Here is a 19,132-nt window from a genome sequence, read left to right as displayed (position 1 = left end):
CGGGCCGCGCGGGCGGCGGGCGCTGGTAGACATGAGCCGTGATCAAGGTGCTTCTCGCCGACGACCACCACGTGGTGCGCGGCGCCCTCGCCGCGCTGCTGGGGCTCGAACCCGACCTCACCGTGGTCGCCGAGGTCGAGCGCGGGGACGAGGTGCTGCCCGCCGCCCGCTCGTCCCGTCCCGACGTCGCCGTCCTGGACATCGACATGCCGGGGCTGGACGGCCTCGCGGCCGCGGCGGCCCTGCGCGACGCCGTCCCGGAGGTTGCGGCGCTGGTCCTGACCGGGCACGGCAAGCCCGGTCACCTGCGCCGCGCGCTGACGGCCGGGGTCCGCGGGTTCCTTTTGAAGACGGCGCCGCCGGACGAGCTGGCCGCCGCCATCCGCAAGGTCGCCGCCGGGGAGCGCGTCCTCGACCCCAACCTCGCGCTCACCGCCTGGGGCCTCGCCGACAACCCGCTCACGCCGCGCGAGACCGACGTGCTGCGCCTCGCCGCGGACGGGGCGGACGCCCCGGAGATCGCCGAGCGCCTCCACCTGTCCGCCGGGACGGTGCGCAACTACCTGACGGCCGTCGTCGCCAAGCTCAACGCCCGCAACCGCACGGACGCCGCGCGCATCGCCCGTGAAGCGGGGTGGCTCTAGCCGATCCTCGCCTCCAACCGGAAGCATCCCTTTCCGTCGGCGCGCGCGCTGAGCGTTCCTCCTGCCGCGGCCAGTCGCGTGGTCAGATTCCCGATTCCGGCGCCGGGGGCGGTCCGGGGCGCCTCCGGGTCGAGCCCGTCGTTCTCCACGACCAGCCAGACGGCGCCGCCGTCCTGCCCGGTCGCGATGGTGGAGCGGGTGGCGGCGCTGTGGCGGAGCACGTTGGTCACCGCCTCGCGCAGCACCGTGCCGAGCACCGCCGACGTGCGGGCGTCCAGGTCCGGGTGCCCGAGGACGGTCTCGACCTCCACCCCGGCGGCGGTGAGCACGGACCGCGCCGACGCCGCCTCCGCGTCCAGCGCCAGCTCGGCGTCCCCGCCGGTCGCCGCGCGCAGGTCCCTGCGGGCCTGCTCGGCCATGTCGACGACCTCGGCGAGCTCCTTGCGGGCGCGGCCCGGGTCCGCGCCGGCGAGGCGGCGGGCCAGCTCGCACTTGAGCAGGATCGCCGCCAGGCTGTGCCCGAGCAGGTCGTGCAGGTCGCGGGCCGCCCGCAGCCGCTCCTGAACGGTCGCCGCCCTGGCCAGCTCCTCCCCGGCCGCCCGCAGGTCCCGCACCAGCCGCGCCAGCCGGACGAGCCCGTACACCACCAGGCCCGTCACCAGCGTGCTGATCACGTGGTTGACGACGGCCGCCGTGCCGAGTCCGAGCGTCCGCGCGGCGAGGCCGACCGCCGCCATGGACGCCGCCACGAGCGGGACGGCGGCCCAGGCCGGCAGCCCGACCAGGAACGTCCCGGCGAGGAACCCGGCGACGCCCACCCACGCCTTCCCGAACACGGCGACGGGGGCGAAGCTGAGGACCGCGAGGACCGGCGGCCACCACCGGGGCCGTCCGCGCCCGGCCCACAGCAGCTGCACCGCCGAGATCACCGCCAACCCCGCGGCGGCGGCCGGCCACAGCGGCCCCCACGGGACCGCCAGCAGCCCCTTGACGGAGAACCCCGCCAGGACGGCCGCCAGCAGCGCGAGCGAGAGCCGGTACGCCGTCCGGTCGGGCAGGCTCACCGGGCGCTCTCCCGCCGCGACGGCCGCCTCCACCGCGAACCGGCCGTCCTCGCCCAGCCCGGCGGAGAAGGCGCCGCCCGCCGCGCGCACCCGCTCGGCGGCCTCCTCCAGCCCGTCCGCGCCGCGCTCGGCCGTCCGGACCCCGTCGTTGACCACCCGCAGCCCGACCACGCCGTCGCGCTCGGACGTCGCGATCAGGCAGGTCCGCGCGGAGCCCGCGCGCACCACGTCCGTGACGGCCTCGCGCAGCACCGTCGCCAGCAGGGCCCCGGCCGGGCCGAGCGGCTCCCGGTGCCCCTCGCGCACCTCGGCCCGCACGTCCGCCGCCTCCAGCAGCGCCCGCGCCGCCGCCACCTCGGGGGCGAGCGACATGCTCCGCAGGTCCGCCGCCGCGGTGCGCGCCCTGTTCAGCGACCGCCTGGCCACCGCGAGCACGTCCGCGATCTCCGCCGGCCGGTCGAGGGCGCGCCGACTGCCCGCCGAGACCGCCCGCAGGCCGTCGCCGAGCCCCTCGTCCAGTTCCGCCGCGATCCGGAGCCGCTCGCGCTCCACCGCCGCCACGGTGAGGGGCAGCCGGGCCGCCGCGACGTCGTCCGCCCGGTCGGCCAGCCGCACCAGCCCGTAGACCACGAGCCCGGTCAGCAGGCAGGTGATCGTGACGTCGGCGCGCGTCCCGCCGTACGGCGCGCCCGCGAGCGCCGCGCTCGCCAGGACGCACGCGGCGGCCGGCCGGGCGCCCGCGAGCAGCAGCGAGCCGAGGACGAACCCGAGGATCCCCGCCGACGTGCCGAACGCGACGACGCCCGTGTAGGCGGCCGCCGCCTGCGCCGGCAGGCTCCAGGTCAGGGCGCGGCGTGTCCGCCACCGCGGTACGACCCGGACGAACTGGGCCAGCAGGACCGCCAGCACGAGGACGATCGCCGCGCCCGCCTGTACGGGGCCCTCCGTCCGCGAGGGGGCCGCGAGCACGTACACGCCGGCGAACGAGGCGAGCACCACCCCGACGACCCACCGCGCCGACCGCGCCCCCGGAACCGCCCCTGCCAACCGTCTCCCACCTCCCGGCCCGAAGGCCGCCGTCCCGCCGCCGGCTCCCGCGTCCGCGTGCCCGGGACGCGGCGGCCGGTGCCAGAGTACGAGCCGGAACGGGCGGTTCCGGCTCCCGGAGGCGCCGCCCGCGCGCGCGAACGGCTGGTCAGGGCGACCGCCACGGGGTGACCGGCGATTTCGCCGATGCCCGGGGGCGCGGCGGGTGCCGAGAATGTGCGCGTCCCGGAGCCGGCTCCCCGGCTCCGGCCTCCGACTCCGGAGCCGCAGCCCGGCTCCTCCACCCCGAGCAAGGAGCGACCCCCGTGCCCTCCCTCACCGCACGCGCGGCGAAGACGGCGCTCGCCGCGACGCTGACAGCGGCCGCCCTCGTCCTCCCGCAGACCGCGCAGGCCGCCGACAACCCCTACGAGCGCGGCCCCGCCCCGACGCAGCAGAGCATCGAGGCGCTGCGCGGCCCGTTCGCCACGTCCCAGACGAGCGTCTCGTCCCTGAGCGTCACCGGCTTCGGCGGCGGGACGATCTACTACCCGACCAGCACCGCCGAGGGCACCTTCGGCGCGGTCGCGGTGGCGCCCGGCTACACCGCCGACCAGACCAGCATGGCCTGGCTCGGCCCGCGGCTCGCCTCGCAGGGCTTCGTCATCTTCACGATCGACACCCTCACCCGGCTCGACCAGCCGGACAGCCGCGCCCGCCAGCTGGAGGCCGCGCTCGACTACCTCACGCAGCGCAGCACCGTCCGGTCCCGGATCGACACGACCCGGCTCGGCGTGATGGGCCACTCGATGGGCGGCGGCGGGACGCTGGAGGCCGCGGAGGACCGGCCGCAGCTCCAGGCCGCGATCCCGCTGACGCCGTGGGACCTGCAGAAGAACTTCTCCGACGTGCACGTCCCGACCATGATCATCGGCGCCCAGGCGGACACGATCGCGCCGGTCGCCACGCACTCCCAGCCGTTCTACGAGAGCATCCCGGCGGCGTCGGAGAAGGCGTACCTGGAGCTGGCGGGCGCCAGCCACTTCGCGCCCAACACCTCGAACACGACGATCGCGAAGTACAGCATCTCCTGGCTCAAGCGGTACATCGACAACGACACCCGCTACGACCAGTTCCTGTGCCCGGCGCCCGCCCGCGACCTGACGATCTCGGAGTACCGGGACACCTGCCCGAACTCCTAGGGGTCCGCCGCAGAACCGAGCCCCCGCTCACCGACCGGGCCGCCCGCCGCCTCCCCGCGCGGGCGGCCCTTCGGCGTGCGGGCCGGGCGAGCCGTCCCCGGGGCCGTGCAGGCGCAGCGCGCTCAGCGCGAGGACGAGCTCGACGAGGTCGCCGGGCCGGGCGAGCGTCCGCCCGGTGAGCTGCTCGATCCGGCGGAGCCGGTTGAGCACCGTGTTGCGGTGGCAGAACAGCCGGTCGGCCGCGCGGGCCGCGGAGCCGTCGCACTCCAGCCAGGTCTCCAGCGTCGTCAGCAGCGCGTCGCGGAAGCCGGGGTCGACGTCCGCGAGCCCGCCGAGCGCGACGTCCCCGAGGCGCCCGGCGAGGCGGGGCTGGGACAGGACGAGGGCGTCGGGGAGCCGGCGGTCCAGCCGGGCGATCTGGTTGCCGGGGCCGCGGCAGGTCCGCAGCGCCAGCTCGGCGAACCAGCGGGCGCCGCCCAGCTCGGCGAGGGAGCTCACGACCGGGCTCACCCCGGCGTGCGAGCGCGCGTAGGGGCGGACCGCGTCGACGAGGTCGTCCAGCTCGGCGGCGCCGAGCGCGACCAGCGCCACCTGGGCGTCGGTGCGCAGCCGCCAGATGAACCGCATCCCGCCGGTGTCGCCGGGGCGCCGGCTCACGCCGTCCCCGAAGCCGCCCTCCGCGCCGAGCATCACCACGGCGTAGCGGCCGGTCGCGGGCAGCCCGAGGACGGACGTGGCGGTCGCGAGCAGCCCGCCGTCGGCGCCCTGGCCGTCCAGGAGCGCGTCCACGATCGCCTGGACGCGCTCCTCGCTGCGCCGCGCGAGGTCCAGCTCGGTGCGGTGGTACGCGGCGGCCGCCGCACCGGACTGCTGGTCGATCGTGTCCCAGGTGCGGGTCGCCTGCCGGATCAGCGCCGGGACGTTCTCCGGGTCGTGCCGGCCGACGACCTCGACGACGGCCTCCCAGAACACCCGCCCGGCGAGCCGGTAGGAGCGCAGCAGCTGGTCGAGCGGCTGCCCCTGGTGCGCGCGCCGCTGCCCGAGACGCCGCGCCCACTCCAGGTCGGCGCGGCCGCGGCCGGGGTCGAGGATCGTCTTGAAGCCGTGCCCGAGCCCGGTGTGGCACATCTCCCACACGTCGTGGCGGAACGCGTCGTCGCTGCCGCCGCGGTCACCCGAGAGGATCTCGGCGGCGAGCCGGTCCGCGAGGTCGGGCAGGCGGTCCGCGAGCCGCAGCACCGCCCGGCGCATGATCGTGCGATCGGCGTCCACCTGGCCGACGTTCATCGAGGGCCACCTCCAGCACAACGCGGGGGCCTCATCGTGCCACCACGGGGGCGCACGGGCCATCGAGGGACGGCGACACTGTGCCCGCTCACAATCGGGGCCGGTCGCGATTGCGCCGCGTCCCCGAAACCGGAGCCCGCTCTGGACCGGTACCGGGTGCCCGTGTTGACCTAGGGTCCCTTCCCTTTTGAGTCCCCGTCCAATAGAGCCCTTCCCGCGGCTCCGGGCGAGGACGGTTCCCGCCGAGGAGGGACCGGCTTGGCTTCCTCTCCCGCTTACAAGTGGGGGATTCCAGCGGTCGCCCGCTGGGTTTCCTGCTTCATCGACGAGTGCCCTGTCCGGGGGGTGTCCCGTTGAGGTCTTACACCGTCTCCACAGGCGGTCACCGCCAGCCCGGCGGCCAGAAGGTTCCGCGCCGCGTTCACATCGCGGTCATGCACGGCGCCGCACTCGCACGTCCATTCGCGGACGTCCAGCGGCAGCTTGCCGCGGATGGTTCCGCAGGCCGCGCACAGCTTGGAGGAGGGGAACCAGCGGTCCAGCACGACCAGGTCGCGGCCGTACCAGGCGCACTTGTACTCCAGCATGAAACGCAGTTCCCGCCACGCGGCATCAGAGATGGCCCGGGCGAGCGTGCGGTTCTTGAGCAGGTTGCCGACAGCGAGATCTTCGATCACGACCGTTTGGTTCTCACGGACGAGTCGACTCGACAGCTTGTGCAGCAGGTCGCGGCGCCGGTCGGCGATCCGTGCGTGCACCCGGGCCACCTTGCGGCGGGCCTTGTCCCGGTTCGCCGAGCCGGGGGCTTTGCGGGCCAGGTTCCGCTGCGCCTCGGCCAGGCGGGCGTGGTCACGGCGCTCATGGCGGGGATTGGTGATCTTCTCCCCGGTCGACAGTGCCACCAGCGAGGTGATCCCGGCGTCCACCCCGACTGCGGCCTCCGTGGCCGGCGCCGCAGGGATGGTGTCCTGGCACAGCAGGGACACGAACCAGCGCCCGGCGCCGTCGCGCGACACCGTCACTGTCGTCGGCTCGGCCCCGTCGGGCAGCGGACGCGACCAGCGGATGTCCAGGGGCGTCGTCATCTTGGCCAGCGTGAGGCGCCCGTCGCGCCAGGTGAAGGCGCTGCGGGTGTACTCGGCCGAGCAACGCGACCGCTTGCGCGACTTGAACCGCGGGTAGGCGGCCCGCTTGGCGAAGAAGTTGGCGAACGCCGTCTGCAGATGCCGCAGCGCCTGCTGCAGCGGCACGCACGACACCTCCGCCAGGAACGCCAGTTCCTGGGTCTTCTTCCACTGCGTCAGCAAGGCCGACGACTGCACGTAAGAGATACGGCGCTGCTCGCCGTACCAGGCCCGGGTGCGCTCCTCCAGCGCCTTGTTGTACACCAGCCGCACGCACCCGAACGTGCGCGACAGCTCAGCCGCCTGCTCGCCCGTGGGATAGAAGCGGAACTTGAACGCCCGCCTGACCTGCCGCCCCATGCCGCCCGTTCTAGCAGCCTCGGCACGCGCCCACCCGGCGGACGCCGAAACGTCCCGACTTCCCCGACCTGCTCTAAAAAACCGTTCCCTCCCCGGTCTGAAGACCGGGTGTATCCACGAAGGAATCTCCATGACACACGAACGGCTGCACGGACGCGAGCGCGAGCTCCAGGCGGTCGAGGAGATGCTCGACCGCGCCCGGGACGGGCACGGCGGCGCCCTGGCGGTCACCGGGGACGCAGGCGTCGGCCGGACGGCCCTGCTGGAGGCCGCCGTGCACCGCGCCGGGACGGCCTTCCGCGTGCTCGGCACGACCGGCGTCCCCGCCGAGACCGGCGTCCCGTACGCGGGGCTGCACCGGCTGCTGCGCCCGCTGTCCGAGCAGGTCGCGCAGCTGCCGCCGGCGCACCGGGACGCCCTCGCGGCCGTCCTGTCCGGCGCGCCGCGCGCCGAGCCGTTCGTGCTGTTCACGGCGGTGTGCGAACTGCTGAGCCGGGCCGCGCGGAACGGACCCGTGCTGTGCCGGGCCGACGACGTCCAATGGCTCGACCGCGGTTCGCTGGAGGTGCTGGCGTTCGCGGCGCGGCGCGTCGAGGACGAGCCGGTGGCGGTGCTGTTCGCCGTCCGCGACGGGGAACCGGACACGGGCGCGCTCGGCGGCATCCGGCGGCTGCGGCTGGCGCCGCTGGCCGAGGACGCGGGCCGGCGCGTGCTGCGGGACGCGCTCGGCAGCGCCCTGGACGGCTCGGCGGGCGGCGACCTGGCCGAGGAGATCGTCGACCTGGCCTGCGGCCGCCCCCTCGCGATCCGCGAGCTGGCCGCCGCGCTGACGTCCGGGCAGCTGTCCGGCGCCGCGCCGCCGCCGCGGGCGCTGCCCCCGTCCAGCTCGCTCCGCGCCCTGCACCGGCGCCGCCACCTCGCGCTTCCCGCGGGCGCGCGGCGGCTGGTGCTGATGACCGTGGCCGAGGAGTGGATCGGCGCCGCCACGATGGCGCGGGCCGTCCGGGCGGACGGGATCGGCGACGGCGACCTCGACGCCGCCCGCGAGTCGGGGCTGCTGCGGTTCGAGGGCGACGGGGTGGCGGTCCGCAACCGGCTCGTCCGGTCCTCGCTGTGGGCCGACGCCTCGCGCGAGGAGCGGCAGGACGCGCACACGCTGCTCGCCGAGGTCCTCGTCCGGGAATGGCAGCGGCCGCGGCGGCTCTGGCACCGCGCCGCCGTGGCGGGCGAACCCGACGACCGGCTCGCCGGGGAGCTGGCGGAGGCGGCGGCCGCGGCCCGGCGGGCGGGCCGGTACGCCGACTCCTGGCGGATGTGGCAGCGCGCCGCGGCGCTGACCGTCGAGCACGGCGCGCGGACGGACCGGTACCTGGCCGCCGCCGCGGACGCCTGGGCGAGCGGCCGGTCGCGGCGGGCCCGCGCCATGCTCCGGCAGGTCCGCCCCCGCGCCTGCGACGGGGCGCGCACCGCCCGCGCCGCCGCGCTGCGCGGCGAGATCGAGGCGGCGGCGGGCTCCCCCGCGGCGGCGGTCCCCGTGCTGCGGGACGCGGCCGAGCGGCTCGCCGGCGCCGACCCGGAGGCGGCGCTGGACGCGCTGATGTGGGCCGCCGAGGCCGCCGACGCGTCCGGCGACCACCACGTCTACCTGGAGGTGGCCGGCCGCGCCGCGGCGCTGGACGTCGCCGCGCCCGGTCCGCGCACCGAGCTGCTGCTCGCCCACCTCGGCGGCTTCGCGGCCTCGATCCGAGGCCGGTACCCGGAGGCGGCCGGACGGCTCCGGCGCGCCGTGCGCCTCGGCGCGGACGTCGCGGACCCGGTCGCGCAGACGTGGGCCGCGCTCTCGGCACTCGCGCTCGGGGACGGCCCCCGCGCCCGCGCGCTGGCGGGCGAGGCCGTCGCCTCGGCCAGGCGGGCCGGCGACGCGCCCGCCGAGTCGTTCGCGCTGATGATGGCCGGACGGTGCGAGGCGCTGCTCGGGCATCCGCCCGCACCGATCGCCGCGTGCCACGACGGCCTGCGCCTCGCGCGGGCCACCCGGCTGCACGGGCACGCCGCCGAGCAGCTCGCGACGCTCGTCCTCACCGCCTCCTTCAACGGCGACGAGGCCAGGGTGCGCGAGCCGCTGGAGCAGCTCACCGGGACGGCCGACGAGCACGGCCTCGCCCGCGCGGCCGCGCTCGGGTCATGGGCGCCCGCGTGCCTGGACCTCGCCGCGGACCGGCCCGCCGACGCCGCCGCGCGGCTGCGGCTGCCGGGCGGCGCGGGGCTCGCGCACCCGCCGGCGCGGCTCCTCGCCGTCCCGCACCTGGTCGAGGCCCTGGTCCGCACCGGCGAGCCCGACCCGGCCGCGAGGGCGTACGAGCACTTCCGCCGCTGGGTGGACGGGATCGGCCCGGCCCCCGGGCCGGAGGCGCTCGGCCGCCGCTGCCGGGCCCTGCTCGCCGGATGCGACGACGAGGCCGAGGAGCACTTCGCCGAGGCCCTCCGCCTGCACGAGGCCGCCGGCGCCGTGTTCGAGCTCGCCCGCACGGAGCTGCTGTTCGGGCACCGGCTGCGGCGCGGGCGGCGCCCCCGCGCCGCCCGCGAGCACCTGCGCGCCGCGCTGCGGATCTTCGAGCGGTACGGCGCCGCCCCGTGGACCGCGCAGGCCCGCGCCGAGCTGCGCGCCGCCGGGGAGACCGCGCCGCGGGCGGCGAGCGGGTTCGGCAAGCTCACCGCGCAGCAGGCGCACATCGCCCGGATGGCCGCCGAGGGGGCCACCAACCGGGAGATCGCTGCGCGCCTGCTGCTCAGTCCGCGGACGATCGACCACCATCTCCGCAACGTCTTCACCCGGCTCGGGATCCGGTCGCGCGTCGAGCTGGCCCGGCTGATCCGCTGATCCGCTCATCCGGCCTTACGCCGGGTCAGCGGACCTCCTCGTACTCCTCCTCGCGGGCCTCGGACCCGCTGTTGCGGGAGGTGGAGGAGCTCCGGGTGCTCCGGCCGTTACGGGAGCCCTTGGACTCGGAGTCCTTGGCGCTCTCGGTGCCCTTGCCCTCGGAGTCCTTGTCCTTGGAGCTCGCGGAGCCGCCCTTGCCGGACTTCTCCTCTTCCTCCATGGCCTCCTCGTGGGTGCGGACGACCTCGCTGTCGCGGATCTCGCCGCGCCAGCCCTCGATCTCGTCCGCGCGGGTGAGCGAGTTCGTCATCACGTACCGGCGGAAGTGCTTGAGCTCCAGCCGGGCGCGGCGGCCCTGGGCGCGCCAGAGGTTCCCGGTGCGCTCCATGAAGCCCTGCGGGTGGTACTCCAGGACGACCAGGACGCGGGTCAGGTTCGGCGACAGCTCGTGGAAGCTGACCGTCCCGTCCACGTGGCCCTTCGGGCCCTTCGAGCGCCACACGATGTGCTCGTCCGGGACCTGCTCGACGATGGTCGACTCCCAGGTCCGCGCCGACCAGAAGATCTTCGCCTTCCAGTTCAGCTTGGTCTCGTCGGCCTGGTCGACGCTGATGACCTTCTTCATGAAGGACGGGTAGTCCTGGAACTGCGTCCACTGGTCGTAGACGAGGCGGCGCGGCGCACCGATGTCGATGTGCTCGACGATGTTGGTGACCTTCACCTTCTTCCCGCCGCCCTTGCCGCCCTTGCCCTTCCCGTCCTTCTTGCCGAAGGGCAGGACGTTCTTGAGCTTGCCGAAGATGCCCTTGCCCTTGCCGTCGTCGGACTGCTCGTCCTTGCCGGCGTCGTCGGCGTCCTTGGAGTCGCCCTTGGAGTCGGCCTTGGAGTCGCTCTTGGCCTCGTCCTTGGCCTCGTCCTTCGCGCCGTCCTCGGCGCCGGAGGTCTTCGCCTGCTCCTGGTCCTGGTCGCCCTGGCCGCTCCCGCCGCGCTTGCCGGAGAGGGCCCGGCCGGCCGCGACGGCCGCGCCCGCGCCGAGCAGGACGCCGCCGGCGGTGCCGACGGCCCGGCCGCCCGGGAGGGCCTTGGTGACGGCGCTCAGACCGGACGAGCGCTTGCGCCCGCCGATCGGCAGCCTCTTGGCGATCTGTCCGACGGGCAGCTTGCCCACCGGGTTTCCGCGTGCCATGTTCAGCTTCCTCACTTGGGGTTGGTGACGGTCTCGCCGTCGCGGATCTCACCGCGCCAGCCCTCCACCTCGTCCGGGTGGAGGAGCGCCTGAGTCATCACGTGACGGCCGAAGTGCTTCAGTTCGAGCCGGGCCCGGCGGCCCTGGGCGCGCCAGAGGTTGCCCGTCCGCTCGAAGAGGCCGGCGGGGTGGTACTCCAGGACGAGCAGGATCCGGGTCAGGTTCGGCGCCAGCTCGTGGAAGCTGACCGACCCGTTCACGTAGCCCTTCGGGCCCTTCGAGCGCCACACGATGTGCTCGTCGGGCACCTGCTCGCTGATCGTCGACTCCCACGTCCGCGCCGACCAGAAGATCTTCGCCTTCCAGTTCAGCTTGGCGTCGTCCGTCTGGTCGACGCTGACGACCTTCTTCATGAAGGTCGGGTAGTCCTGGAACCGCGTCCACTGGTCGTAGACCAGGCGGCGCGGCGCACCCACGTCGATCTGCTCGACGATGTTGGTCGGTTTCCCCCTTCGCCCCCGCCCGAAGATGCCGGCGAGGGTCTCCTTCAGGGCCGTCCAGCCGAAGCTCAGCAGCGCGCGGAAGGGGGACTTGCCCTCCTGCAGCGCCTTGACTCCGGCCAGAGCGGCCTTGGCGAGCGGGCCGGCCTGCTCCGCCTTCGCGGTGAGGTGCCGGACCGCTCGGTCGAGCCGCCGTTCGAGCCGGGTGACGAGCCCGCTCGTGGCACGGCGTGCCAGGCGCCGGGCCGAGAGCACGGCCAGCGCCCCGCCGGCGCCGACGGCCGCGCCCACGATCGGGCCCGTCCGGAGTTTCATGTCCTGTCCACCTCATCGTCCAACTCGGGTACGGCGCCGGGTTACCCGGTCAAGCAGGGGCAAAACAGGACGCAGGAAGGAACAAGACATCTCTTCCGACCGGTCGTGACAGAAAGGTGTCCAGACGTTCACTCCCAGTGCACGGGAGGGATCGGCGCCGCCGGACGACCAGACCAGCCCAGCGTGCGCACCGGACCAGTGGGGTGTACCTGAAACGCCACATAACGGTTGAGATTCGGTGAAACACCCGCCTCTTGAACCGGTACGGACCAGTGTTTATCTTCAACCCCACCACGCACGTTCATGCTCGGGGGGCGTTCACACGCGCATTTCTTTCATGCGCGCCGGCCAGAAGGCGGGGACAGATGAAACGGCACCTCCTGGGCATCGCCGCCGCGGGCCTGACCGTGGCCCTCGGCGTCAGCGGATGCGGCAAGGGAAGCTCGTCCGGAGGCGACTCCGACGGAAAGACCATCAAGTTCGTCGCGGCCATCTACGACGACAACACCAAGCCCTACTGGGACGCCCTGATCAAGGACTTCGAGGCGAAGAACCCGGGTTACAAGGTCAACCTGGAGATGGTCGATTGGACCCAGATGGACGCCAAGGTGAAGACCTACGTCCAGACCAGACAGGTCCCCGACATCCTCAACTACAACGCGTTCTCCGACTTCGCCCGCGACGGTCTCATCTACAAGGCGGAAGAGGTGCTGTCGCCGGGCACGCTCGGCGATTTCACCCCGACCTTCGTCCAGCAGGCGCAGTACAACGGCGCCCAGTACGGCCTGCCGTTCATCTCCAGCGCCCGCCTCCTGTTCTACAACAAGGCCCTCTTCGAGAAGGCCGGCATCGGCGACCCGCCCGCCACGTGGGACGAGGTCAAGGCGGACGCGCAGAAGATCAAGAAGGCGGGCTCGACCGGGTACGGGCTGCCCCTCGGCCCCGAGGAGTCGCAGGCCGAGTTCTACTCCTGGGCGATGAACAACGGCGGCGGATGGGTCGACGCCACCGGCAAATGGGCGATCAACCAGAAGGCCAATGTCGACACGCTCGCCTTCCTCAGGGACCTCAACAAGTCGGGGCTGACCCAGCCGAACCCGGAGACCACCGACCGCAAGACCGTGTTCAACCAGTTCGCGCAGGGCAAGATCGGCATGGCGATCGGCGGGCCGTTCACCAAGGCCGGATTCATCGACCCGGTGGACAAGAATCTCGACTTCGGCGTCGCGCCGCTCCCGAGCAAGAACGGCACCGAGCACAACACGCTCGGCGTCATGGACGTCCTCGCCGCGTTCAAGAAGGGCGACGGCAAGAACAAGGAGGCCGTCAAGAAGTTCCTCGACTTCTTCTACCAGAAGGAGAACACCTCGAAGTTCCTCAGGACCGAGGGCTTCCTGCCGGTGACGAAGTCGGCCGGCGACGCGCTCAGCGCCGACCCCTACATGAAGCAGTTCGTGGACGCGCTCCCGACGTCGAAGTTCGCGCCGACCTCCAACCCGGCGTGGTCGGCGGTCGCGGGCGCGGTCAAGCAGGACCTCGGCACCGCGGTCGCGAACGAGGACCCGAAGAAGGTCCTGGACAAGATCCAGGAGACCGCCGAGAAGGCCGGCTGAGTGCGGGACCTCAAGACCGGGGAGCGGGGGGCCGCCGCCTCGACGGCCCCCCGCCCCTCCCCCGTCCGGCGGATCGGGCGGGCCCTGGCCCCGCTGCCGTGGCTCGCCCCGTCCCTCGCGCTCATCGCGTTCGTGGTGCTGTGGCCGGTGATCGAGATGGTCCGCACCTCGCTGCAGAGGATCAGCTCGTCCGGCACCGTGCTCGGCTACCGCGGCGGCGGCAACTACACCGACCTGTTCGGCGAGGACGATCTGGTCCCGGTCGTGCTGCGGACGCTGCTGTGGGTCGCCGGGATCGTCGCCGTCACCATGGTGCTGTCGCTCGCCCTGGGCCAGTTGCTGAACGCCCGCTTCCCCGGCCGCCGGGTCGTGCGCTGGGCCGTGGTCGTCCCGTGGGCGGCGTCGGTGCTGATGACGGCGCTGATCTGGAAGTGGATGCTGGACAACTACTCCGGCCTGGTCAACCGCGTGCTGCTCGACCTGCACGTGGTCGACGAGCCGGTGAACTGGCTGGCCCACCCGGGGCAGGCGATGCTGTGGATGATGTGGGTGGCGGTGTTCGTGTCGCTGCCGTTCACCTCGTTCGTCATCCTCGCCGGGCTCCAGACGATCCCCGCCGACCTGTACGAGGCTGCCCGAGTCGACGGCGCCGGACACGTGCGCGCCTACGTCGCCATCACGCTGCCGCTGCTGAGGCCCGCCATCCTGATCGCCTCCATCATCAACGTGATCAATGTCTTCAACTCGTTCCCGATCATCTGGGCGATGACGGGCGGCGGCCCCGGCAGCAAGACCGACACCACCACCACGTTCATGTACAAGCTGGCCTTCTACGACCAGAACGTCGGCGAGTCCGGCGCGATGGCGGTCGTGAACTTCGCCCTGATCCTCGTGATGGTGCTGCTGTACCTGAGGGCCGCCCGCTGGCAGGAGGTCCGATGACCGCAGCGAAGCGAGGATCTTCGGACCTCCGGTCCCGGGGGCCTGGGGGTCGCCCCCAGGAAGGAAGGGTCCGATGACCGCAGCGGGGCCTGGGGGTCGCCCCCCAGGAGGGAAGGGTCCGATGACGCGCCGGATCGTCCTCGCGGGCGTCGGCTGGCTGGTCGCCCTGGCCTTCCTGCTGCCCTACCTGCAGATGTTCGTCACCGCGCTGAAGCCGGAGCGCGAGCTGACCAGGTCACCGGGCACCTACCTGCCCTCGCACTGGACGTGGTCGAACTTCGTGGACGTCTGGTCGGCCGCGCCCGTCTGGACCTACATGCGGGTCTCCCTCACGGTCGCGGCCGCCGCCACCCTGGTCACCCTCGCCTGCGCGATGCCCGCCGCGTACTACACGGCCCGCAACCGCTTCCGGGGGCGCGGGGCGTTCCTGCTGCTCGTCCTGGTCACGCAGATGTTCGCGCCGACCGCGCTCGTGATCGGCATCTACCGGGAGATGGTCGCGCTCGACCTGACCGACACGCTGCTGTCGCTGATCCTGGTGAACGCGGCGTTCAACCTGCCGTTCTGCGTCTGGATCCTGCACGGCTACTTCGCCGGCATCCCGAAGGAGCTGGAGGAGGCCGCGTTCCTGGACGGCGCCGGGCGCATCGGCGCCCTCGCCCGCGTCACGCTGCCCATCTCCATGCCAGGCGTCGTCACCGCGGTCGTCTACACGTTCATCGCGGCCTGGAACGAGTACATCGTGGCGCTGACGGTCACCGCATCGCCGGACCGCCGCCCCCTCACCGTCGGCATCCCGTCCTTCGTGACCCAGTACCAGGCGCACTGGCAGTACCTCTTCGCCACCTCGCTCATCGCGATCGTCCCGGTCGTCATCCTGTTCGTGTTCGTCGAGCGCTACCTCATCGGCGGCCTCACGGCGGGCTCGGTCAAGTGACCCTCATCGGCCTGGACGTGGGCGGCACGACGATGAAGGCCGCCCTGGTCAGCGACGGCACGCGGGGCGGCGAGGGCGTGCGGGCCGGCGGGGAGCCGCAGGTCCTGGCGAGCGAGTCGCGGCCCACCGACCGGGCCGACCCGGTGGGCGGCGTCCTGGACTTCGCCGCCCAGCTCGCCGCCCGCGCCGCGTCCCTGGGCTCCCCCGCCCGCGCGGTCGGCATCGCCCTGCCCGGCATCGTGGACGAGGCGGCGGGCACGGCCGTCCACTCCGCCAACCTGGGGTGGCGGGACGTGCCGATCCGGCGGATGGCGCGCGAGCGCCTGGGCATCCCGGTCGCCATCGGCCACGACGTCCGCACCGGAGGCCTGGCCGAGGCCGTGCTGGGGGCGGGCCGCGGCGCGGGCGACTTCGTCTTCATGGCGATCGGGACCGGCATCGCGGCCGCCCTGATCCTGAACGGCGTCCCCTATCCGGGGACGGTGGGCTGGAGCGGCGAGATCGGCCACGTGGTCGTCCGTCCCGGCGGCGAGCCCTGCGCCTGCGGGAACCGGGGCTGCCTGGAGACCTACGCCTCGGCCGCCGCCGTCTCCCGCCGCCACGGCGGGGGCGTGGCCGCCGAGGAGGTGATGGCGCGGGCCGCGAGGGGCGAGGAGAAGGCGGGGCGGGTCTGGTCGGAGGCGCTCGACTGCCTGGCCGACGGCCTCGCCGCGGCGACCCTCCTGCTGGACCCGGGCCTCGTGGTCATGGGCGGCGGCCTCGCCCGCGCCGGCGACGCGCTTCTGGACCCGCTCGGCTTGCGCCTGGCCGACCGCCTGGTCTTCCGCGCCCCGCCCCGCCTGGTGCGCACGGAACTGGACGACCAGGCGGCCGTCAAGGGCGCGACGATCCTCGCCCACCGCCTCCTGGACGTCGGCTAGGGCCGCAGCAGGTGAAGCCATTCGTGCGACACCTCGGGCGACCACCCGCCGCACGAGCGGCCCAGCGCATGGAGGTTCCGGTCAGCGTGGCCGCGTGGGGTCGGGCACGTCCGGCGACGCTTCGTGCGGCGCGTCCTGGGTGAGGGTTCGCAGTGCGTCGGCGGAGGCGGCGTCGTTCGGGGTGTAGATCTCAAGCCGGTGGTCCGGGCTGTCGGGCTGGAGCCAGACCTGGTAGGCGACGCTCGCGGCTCCGATGGTGGGGTGCTGGAGGTGCATGTCTCCGACGGTGCAGTCGGCGACCTCTCCGGTCGCCCACATGGCCGCGAACTCGTCGCTGCGCATGGTGAGTTCTCCGATCAGCTCGGCCAGCCGGGCGTCGGTCGGGAAACGGCCGGCGGTGAGCCGCAGGTAGGCGACGTGGATGCGTGCGAGTTCGTCCCAGTTGCGGTGGAGGTTCCGGGTGAGCGGGTCGAGGAAGAACATCCGCGGGATCGAGGGGCGCCGGTCCGGAGCGTTCGGCGCCTCGAAGTCGATGTGCTCGGCGAACAGCGCGTGACCGGCGCGGTTCCACGCGAGCACGTCTCCTCGCCGGCCCAGCACGAGCGCCGGGGTCGCGTCGCCGAGTGTGTCGAGGAGAGCCAGAACGCGCCTGTGGGGTTGCTCCCGGCCGGGGTCCGACAGTCCGGGGGCGGCGGGCTGCCGAGCGAGATTGCGCAGGTGCGCCGTCTCCACTTCGTCGAGTCGCAGCACCCTTGCCAGGGCGTTGAGCACCTGATCCGAGGCGGTTTCCGCCTGTCCCTGCTCCAGCCGGGTGTAGTACCCGGGGCTGACTCCGGCGCACTGGGCCAGTTCTTCGCGGCGCAGGCCCGGGACGCGTCGAGCGGTGCCGTAGGTGCGCAGTCCGATCTCGGCGGGCGTGATCCGATCACGCCGGCTCTTCAGGAACGTTCCCAGGCTCTCCACGGCATCGAGCGTATGCATGCCGCGGCGGGCGTGGGTGCACCTGCTGGGTGTACCCACAGCAAGGGGATGGCCGTCTTACGCGGCGGCCCTGAGCGTGGACGCCATGTATCAACAGCACGCGAGTAAGCCGGGTGCACGGGTCTGGCTTGGTCTCCTTGTCGTCCTGGGGCCGGTACTGCTGGTCTCGATGGACGGGTCGATCCTGTTCCTGGCGATGCCCCGGATCAGCCGGGCACTGGCGCCGACGGCCGAGCAGTCCCTGTGGATCCTGGACGTCTACGGCTTCGCCGTCGGATCCCTGCTCATCGCGTTCGGCAACCTCGGCGATCGATACGGCAGGCTGAGGCTCCTCATGATCGGCACGGCGGTCTTCGGCCTGGCGTCCGCGGCCGCGGCGTTCGCCCCCGACGCCGGACTGCTCATCGCCGCCCGTGCGCTGATGGGCGTCGCCGGGGCCACCCTGCTCCCCTCCGCCCTGGCGGTGCTGAGCGAGCTGTTCACCGACCCGCGGCGCCGCGCACAGGCCATCGGAATCTTCGCGGCCGCGTTCGCCGCCGGCTTCGCCGTCGGCCCGGTCTTCGGCGGCGTGCTGCTGGAGAGCTTCTGGTGGGGGTCGGTCTTCCTGATCAATCTCCCCGTGGTCGCCCTGTTCCTGGTCTTCGCGCCGGTCCTGCTCAGTGAAGTCCGCGCGACTCGCCCCGGCCGCGTCGACGTCACCAGCGTCGTGACCTCCGCTGCCGGCCTGCTGCTCGCGATCTACGCGCTGAAGCGCGTCGCGGCCGAAGGCCTCTCGCTCCTCCCCGTCCTGGCGGCACTGACCGGGGCGGTGCTGCTGGTGTGGTTCGCGACCCGGCAGCGGCAGCTGCGACATCCACTGATGGACTTCTCCCTGTTCCGTGACCGCACCTTCACCGTCGCGATCATCACCGGGCTGCTGCCCCTGGCGGCATGGTCCGCGACCGCCTACCTGGCAGGCGTCTATCTCCAGTCGGTCCTGGGCATCGCGGTCCTGCAGGCCGCCCTGCTCGCACTCCCAGGAGCCGCGGTGCTCACCACCACCTGCGTCGTCACGCCGGCCGTGGTCGACCGCATCGGCAAGCGCACCACCCTGCTCGTCTGCCACTTCTCCATCGCCGCCGGGCTGCTGCTCCTGCTCCCCACCACCGTCCACGGTGGCGGCGGCTGGTACGTCGCCTCCACGGTCGTCGCCGGAGTCGGCTACGGCCTCTCCTTCGCACTCGTCGCGGACACCGCCGTCGGCGCCGTCCCCCCGGAACGCGCCGGCGCGGCCGGAGCCATCGCCGAGACCAGCAACGAGATCGGCAACGCCCTCGGCATCGCGCTGCTCGGCTCGCTCGCCGCACTCGTCTTCCGGCTCCAGGGCCCGGCCCTCGCCCCGACCCTCGGCGAGACACTCCAGATCCCGAAGCTGACAGCCATTTCCGCCGACGACGCGAAGTCCGCCTTCGTCGTCGGACTGCACGCGGCGGCCGTCGTGGCCGGCCTCCTGCACGTCACACTCGGCGTGCTCGCTTCCCGTTGGCTGCCCAGGCAGAGCCAGAGCGACTCGACGCCCTCCTCAGACGAGCCGGCCGATCTCGCGGAGAGCGAGGCGCGATGAGCCGGGCGGACTCGCCCTTGCCGATCGAGGGCCGGTACCCGCCGGTGGAGCGCAGTCCGCTCCCGCCCGGTCCTAGTCCGGTTCGACGAGCCTCGCGAGGTTGTCGAGCGCCATGCGCGTGCCGGTCTCGTTGTCGGCGGCGGGGACGGCGTCGGGCAGGCCCTCGTGCACGATGAGCACCTCGGTGCCGCCGTCGACCTCGGTGAGCGTCGTGGTCATGGTCATCTCGCCCCGGAGGGCGGGGTCGCCGGTCTCGAACTCGAACACCTCGACCACGCGCTCGTCCGGCACCAGCTCCGCGAACCGCCCGTGGTAGGTGTCGGTGTGCGCCGCCGTCTTCCCGGCGCCGGTCGGCGCGTCGTAGGTGAGCGAGATCCGGAACGCGCCGCCCTCGCGGCCGTCGAACTCGTGCACCTCGCTGGTCATGCCGTCCGGGACCCGCCACCGCATGATGGCGTCCGCGTCGATGAGCGCCCGGTAGACGGCCGAAGGCCGGGCCCGCACGCGCCGGGAGACCCGCGTCGAGTACATGCGCCCACCCTACGGC

General features: G+C 73.5%; 15 protein-coding genes. 8 read left to right on the top strand and 7 right to left on the bottom strand.

The window, feature by feature from the left end:
- Positions 1–38 precede the first annotated feature (38 nt).
- Positions 39–644, top strand: a complete 606-nt coding sequence (locus tag ABWI07_RS01050; protein WP_149259350.1) for a response regulator transcription factor — start codon at positions 39–41, stop codon at positions 642–644.
- On the opposite strand, the gene ABWI07_RS01045 is transcribed toward ABWI07_RS01050, so the two are convergent.
- Entirely contained in the window at positions 641–2,755 is a 2,115-nt protein-coding gene (locus tag ABWI07_RS01045) for a sensor histidine kinase (protein ID WP_353817293.1), read from the bottom strand. The genes ABWI07_RS01050 and ABWI07_RS01045 overlap by 4 nt on opposite strands.
- A gap of 305 nt (positions 2,756–3,060) precedes the next feature.
- Here ABWI07_RS01045 and bdeA point away from each other — a divergent pair, with 305 nt between their 5' ends.
- Entirely contained in the window at positions 3,061–3,936 is an 876-nt protein-coding gene (gene bdeA, locus ABWI07_RS01040) for a bis(hydroxyethyl) terephthalate hydrolase (RefSeq protein ID WP_149259348.1), read from the top strand.
- Positions 3,937–3,963: 27 nt separating this feature from the next.
- Here bdeA and ABWI07_RS01035 read toward each other — a convergent pair whose 3' ends face one another.
- Positions 3,964–5,223, bottom strand: a complete 1,260-nt coding sequence (locus ABWI07_RS01035; protein ID WP_353817292.1) for a PucR family transcriptional regulator — start codon at positions 5,221–5,223, stop codon at positions 3,964–3,966.
- Positions 5,224–5,498: 275 nt separating this feature from the next.
- Positions 5,499–6,707: an RNA-guided endonuclease InsQ/TnpB family protein gene (locus ABWI07_RS01030; protein WP_149259346.1), complete on the bottom strand. Its 1,209-nt coding sequence runs from the start codon at positions 6,705–6,707 to the stop codon at positions 5,499–5,501.
- Positions 6,708–6,837: 130 nt separating this feature from the next.
- Between ABWI07_RS01030 and ABWI07_RS01025 the strand changes: the two genes are divergently transcribed.
- Positions 6,838–9,588: an ATP-binding protein gene (locus tag ABWI07_RS01025; RefSeq protein WP_160160914.1), complete on the top strand. Its 2,751-nt coding sequence runs from the start codon at positions 6,838–6,840 to the stop codon at positions 9,586–9,588.
- Positions 9,589–9,613: 25 nt separating this feature from the next.
- Here the strand turns inward: ABWI07_RS01025 and ABWI07_RS01020 are convergent, their stop codons facing one another.
- Together ABWI07_RS01020 and ABWI07_RS01015 are read right to left on the bottom strand one after the other, a co-directional pair.
- The gene (locus ABWI07_RS01020; RefSeq protein ID WP_353817291.1) at positions 9,614–10,774 is read right to left on the bottom strand and encodes an SRPBCC family protein; all 1,161 of its coding nucleotides are present in this window, start codon (positions 10,772–10,774) and stop codon (positions 9,614–9,616) included.
- Between the two features lie 11 nt (positions 10,775–10,785).
- Positions 10,786–11,589 (bottom strand): SRPBCC family protein, encoded by an 804-nt coding sequence (locus ABWI07_RS01015; RefSeq protein WP_149259343.1) that lies wholly within the window; start codon positions 11,587–11,589, stop codon positions 10,786–10,788.
- 365 nt (positions 11,590–11,954) lie between these two features.
- Between ABWI07_RS01015 and ABWI07_RS01010 the strand changes: the two genes are divergently transcribed.
- From ABWI07_RS01010 to ABWI07_RS00995, 4 genes are all read left to right on the top strand, one after another.
- Positions 11,955–13,202: an extracellular solute-binding protein gene (locus ABWI07_RS01010; RefSeq protein ID WP_149259342.1), complete on the top strand. Its 1,248-nt coding sequence runs from the start codon at positions 11,955–11,957 to the stop codon at positions 13,200–13,202.
- A complete protein-coding gene (locus ABWI07_RS01005; protein ID WP_149259341.1) occupies positions 13,203–14,144 on the top strand; it encodes a carbohydrate ABC transporter permease in 942 nt (313 codons plus the stop codon).
- Between the two features lie 121 nt (positions 14,145–14,265).
- Entirely contained in the window at positions 14,266–15,081 is an 816-nt protein-coding gene (locus ABWI07_RS01000; protein ID WP_149259340.1) for a carbohydrate ABC transporter permease, read from the top strand.
- Positions 15,078–16,001 (top strand): ROK family protein, encoded by a 924-nt coding sequence (locus tag ABWI07_RS00995; RefSeq protein WP_353817289.1) that lies wholly within the window; start codon positions 15,078–15,080, stop codon positions 15,999–16,001. The genes ABWI07_RS01000 and ABWI07_RS00995 overlap by 4 nt, the downstream gene beginning before the upstream one ends.
- A gap of 81 nt (positions 16,002–16,082) precedes the next feature.
- Here the strand turns inward: ABWI07_RS00995 and ABWI07_RS00990 are convergent, their stop codons facing one another.
- Positions 16,083–16,964 (bottom strand): helix-turn-helix transcriptional regulator, encoded by an 882-nt coding sequence (locus ABWI07_RS00990; protein ID WP_149259338.1) that lies wholly within the window; start codon positions 16,962–16,964, stop codon positions 16,083–16,085.
- 187 nt (positions 16,965–17,151) lie between these two features.
- Between ABWI07_RS00990 and ABWI07_RS00985 the strand changes: the two genes are divergently transcribed.
- On the top strand, positions 17,152–18,585 hold the full coding sequence (locus ABWI07_RS00985; RefSeq protein WP_353817288.1) for an MFS transporter: 1,434 nt from the start codon (positions 17,152–17,154) through the stop codon (positions 18,583–18,585).
- A gap of 72 nt (positions 18,586–18,657) precedes the next feature.
- Here ABWI07_RS00985 and ABWI07_RS00980 read toward each other — a convergent pair whose 3' ends face one another.
- Entirely contained in the window at positions 18,658–19,116 is a 459-nt protein-coding gene (locus tag ABWI07_RS00980) for an SRPBCC domain-containing protein (protein WP_149259336.1), read from the bottom strand.
- Positions 19,117–19,132: the final 16 nt, after the last annotated feature.

It is taken from the genome of Actinomadura sp. NPDC000600 (genome assembly GCF_040492135.1).
Classification (GTDB): domain Bacteria; phylum Actinomycetota; class Actinomycetes; order Streptosporangiales; family Streptosporangiaceae; genus Spirillospora.
The sequence above is the reverse complement of the archived record's forward strand: the minus strand, read 5'-3'. Positions and strand labels throughout refer to the sequence as shown.

Coding starts and splice junctions, on each gene's coding strand:
- ABWI07_RS01035 (WP_353817292.1), bottom strand. CDS start 5,223: ATGAACGTCGGCCAGGTGGACGCCGATCGCACGATCATGCGCCGGGCG.
- ABWI07_RS01030 (WP_149259346.1), bottom strand. CDS start 6,707: ATGGGGCGGCAGGTCAGGCGGGCGTTCAAGTTCCGCTTCTATCCCACG.
- ABWI07_RS01025 (WP_160160914.1), top strand. CDS start 6,838: ATGACACACGAACGGCTGCACGGACGCGAGCGCGAGCTCCAGGCGGTC.
- ABWI07_RS01020 (WP_353817291.1), bottom strand. CDS start 10,774: ATGGCACGCGGAAACCCGGTGGGCAAGCTGCCCGTCGGACAGATCGCC.
- ABWI07_RS01015 (WP_149259343.1), bottom strand. CDS start 11,589: ATGAAACTCCGGACGGGCCCGATCGTGGGCGCGGCCGTCGGCGCCGGC.
- ABWI07_RS01010 (WP_149259342.1), top strand. CDS start 11,955: ATGAAACGGCACCTCCTGGGCATCGCCGCCGCGGGCCTGACCGTGGCC.
- ABWI07_RS01000 (WP_149259340.1), top strand. CDS start 14,266: ATGACGCGCCGGATCGTCCTCGCGGGCGTCGGCTGGCTGGTCGCCCTG.
- ABWI07_RS00985 (WP_353817288.1), top strand. CDS start 17,152: ATGGACGGGTCGATCCTGTTCCTGGCGATGCCCCGGATCAGCCGGGCA.
- ABWI07_RS00980 (WP_149259336.1), bottom strand. CDS start 19,116: ATGTACTCGACGCGGGTCTCCCGGCGCGTGCGGGCCCGGCCTTCGGCC.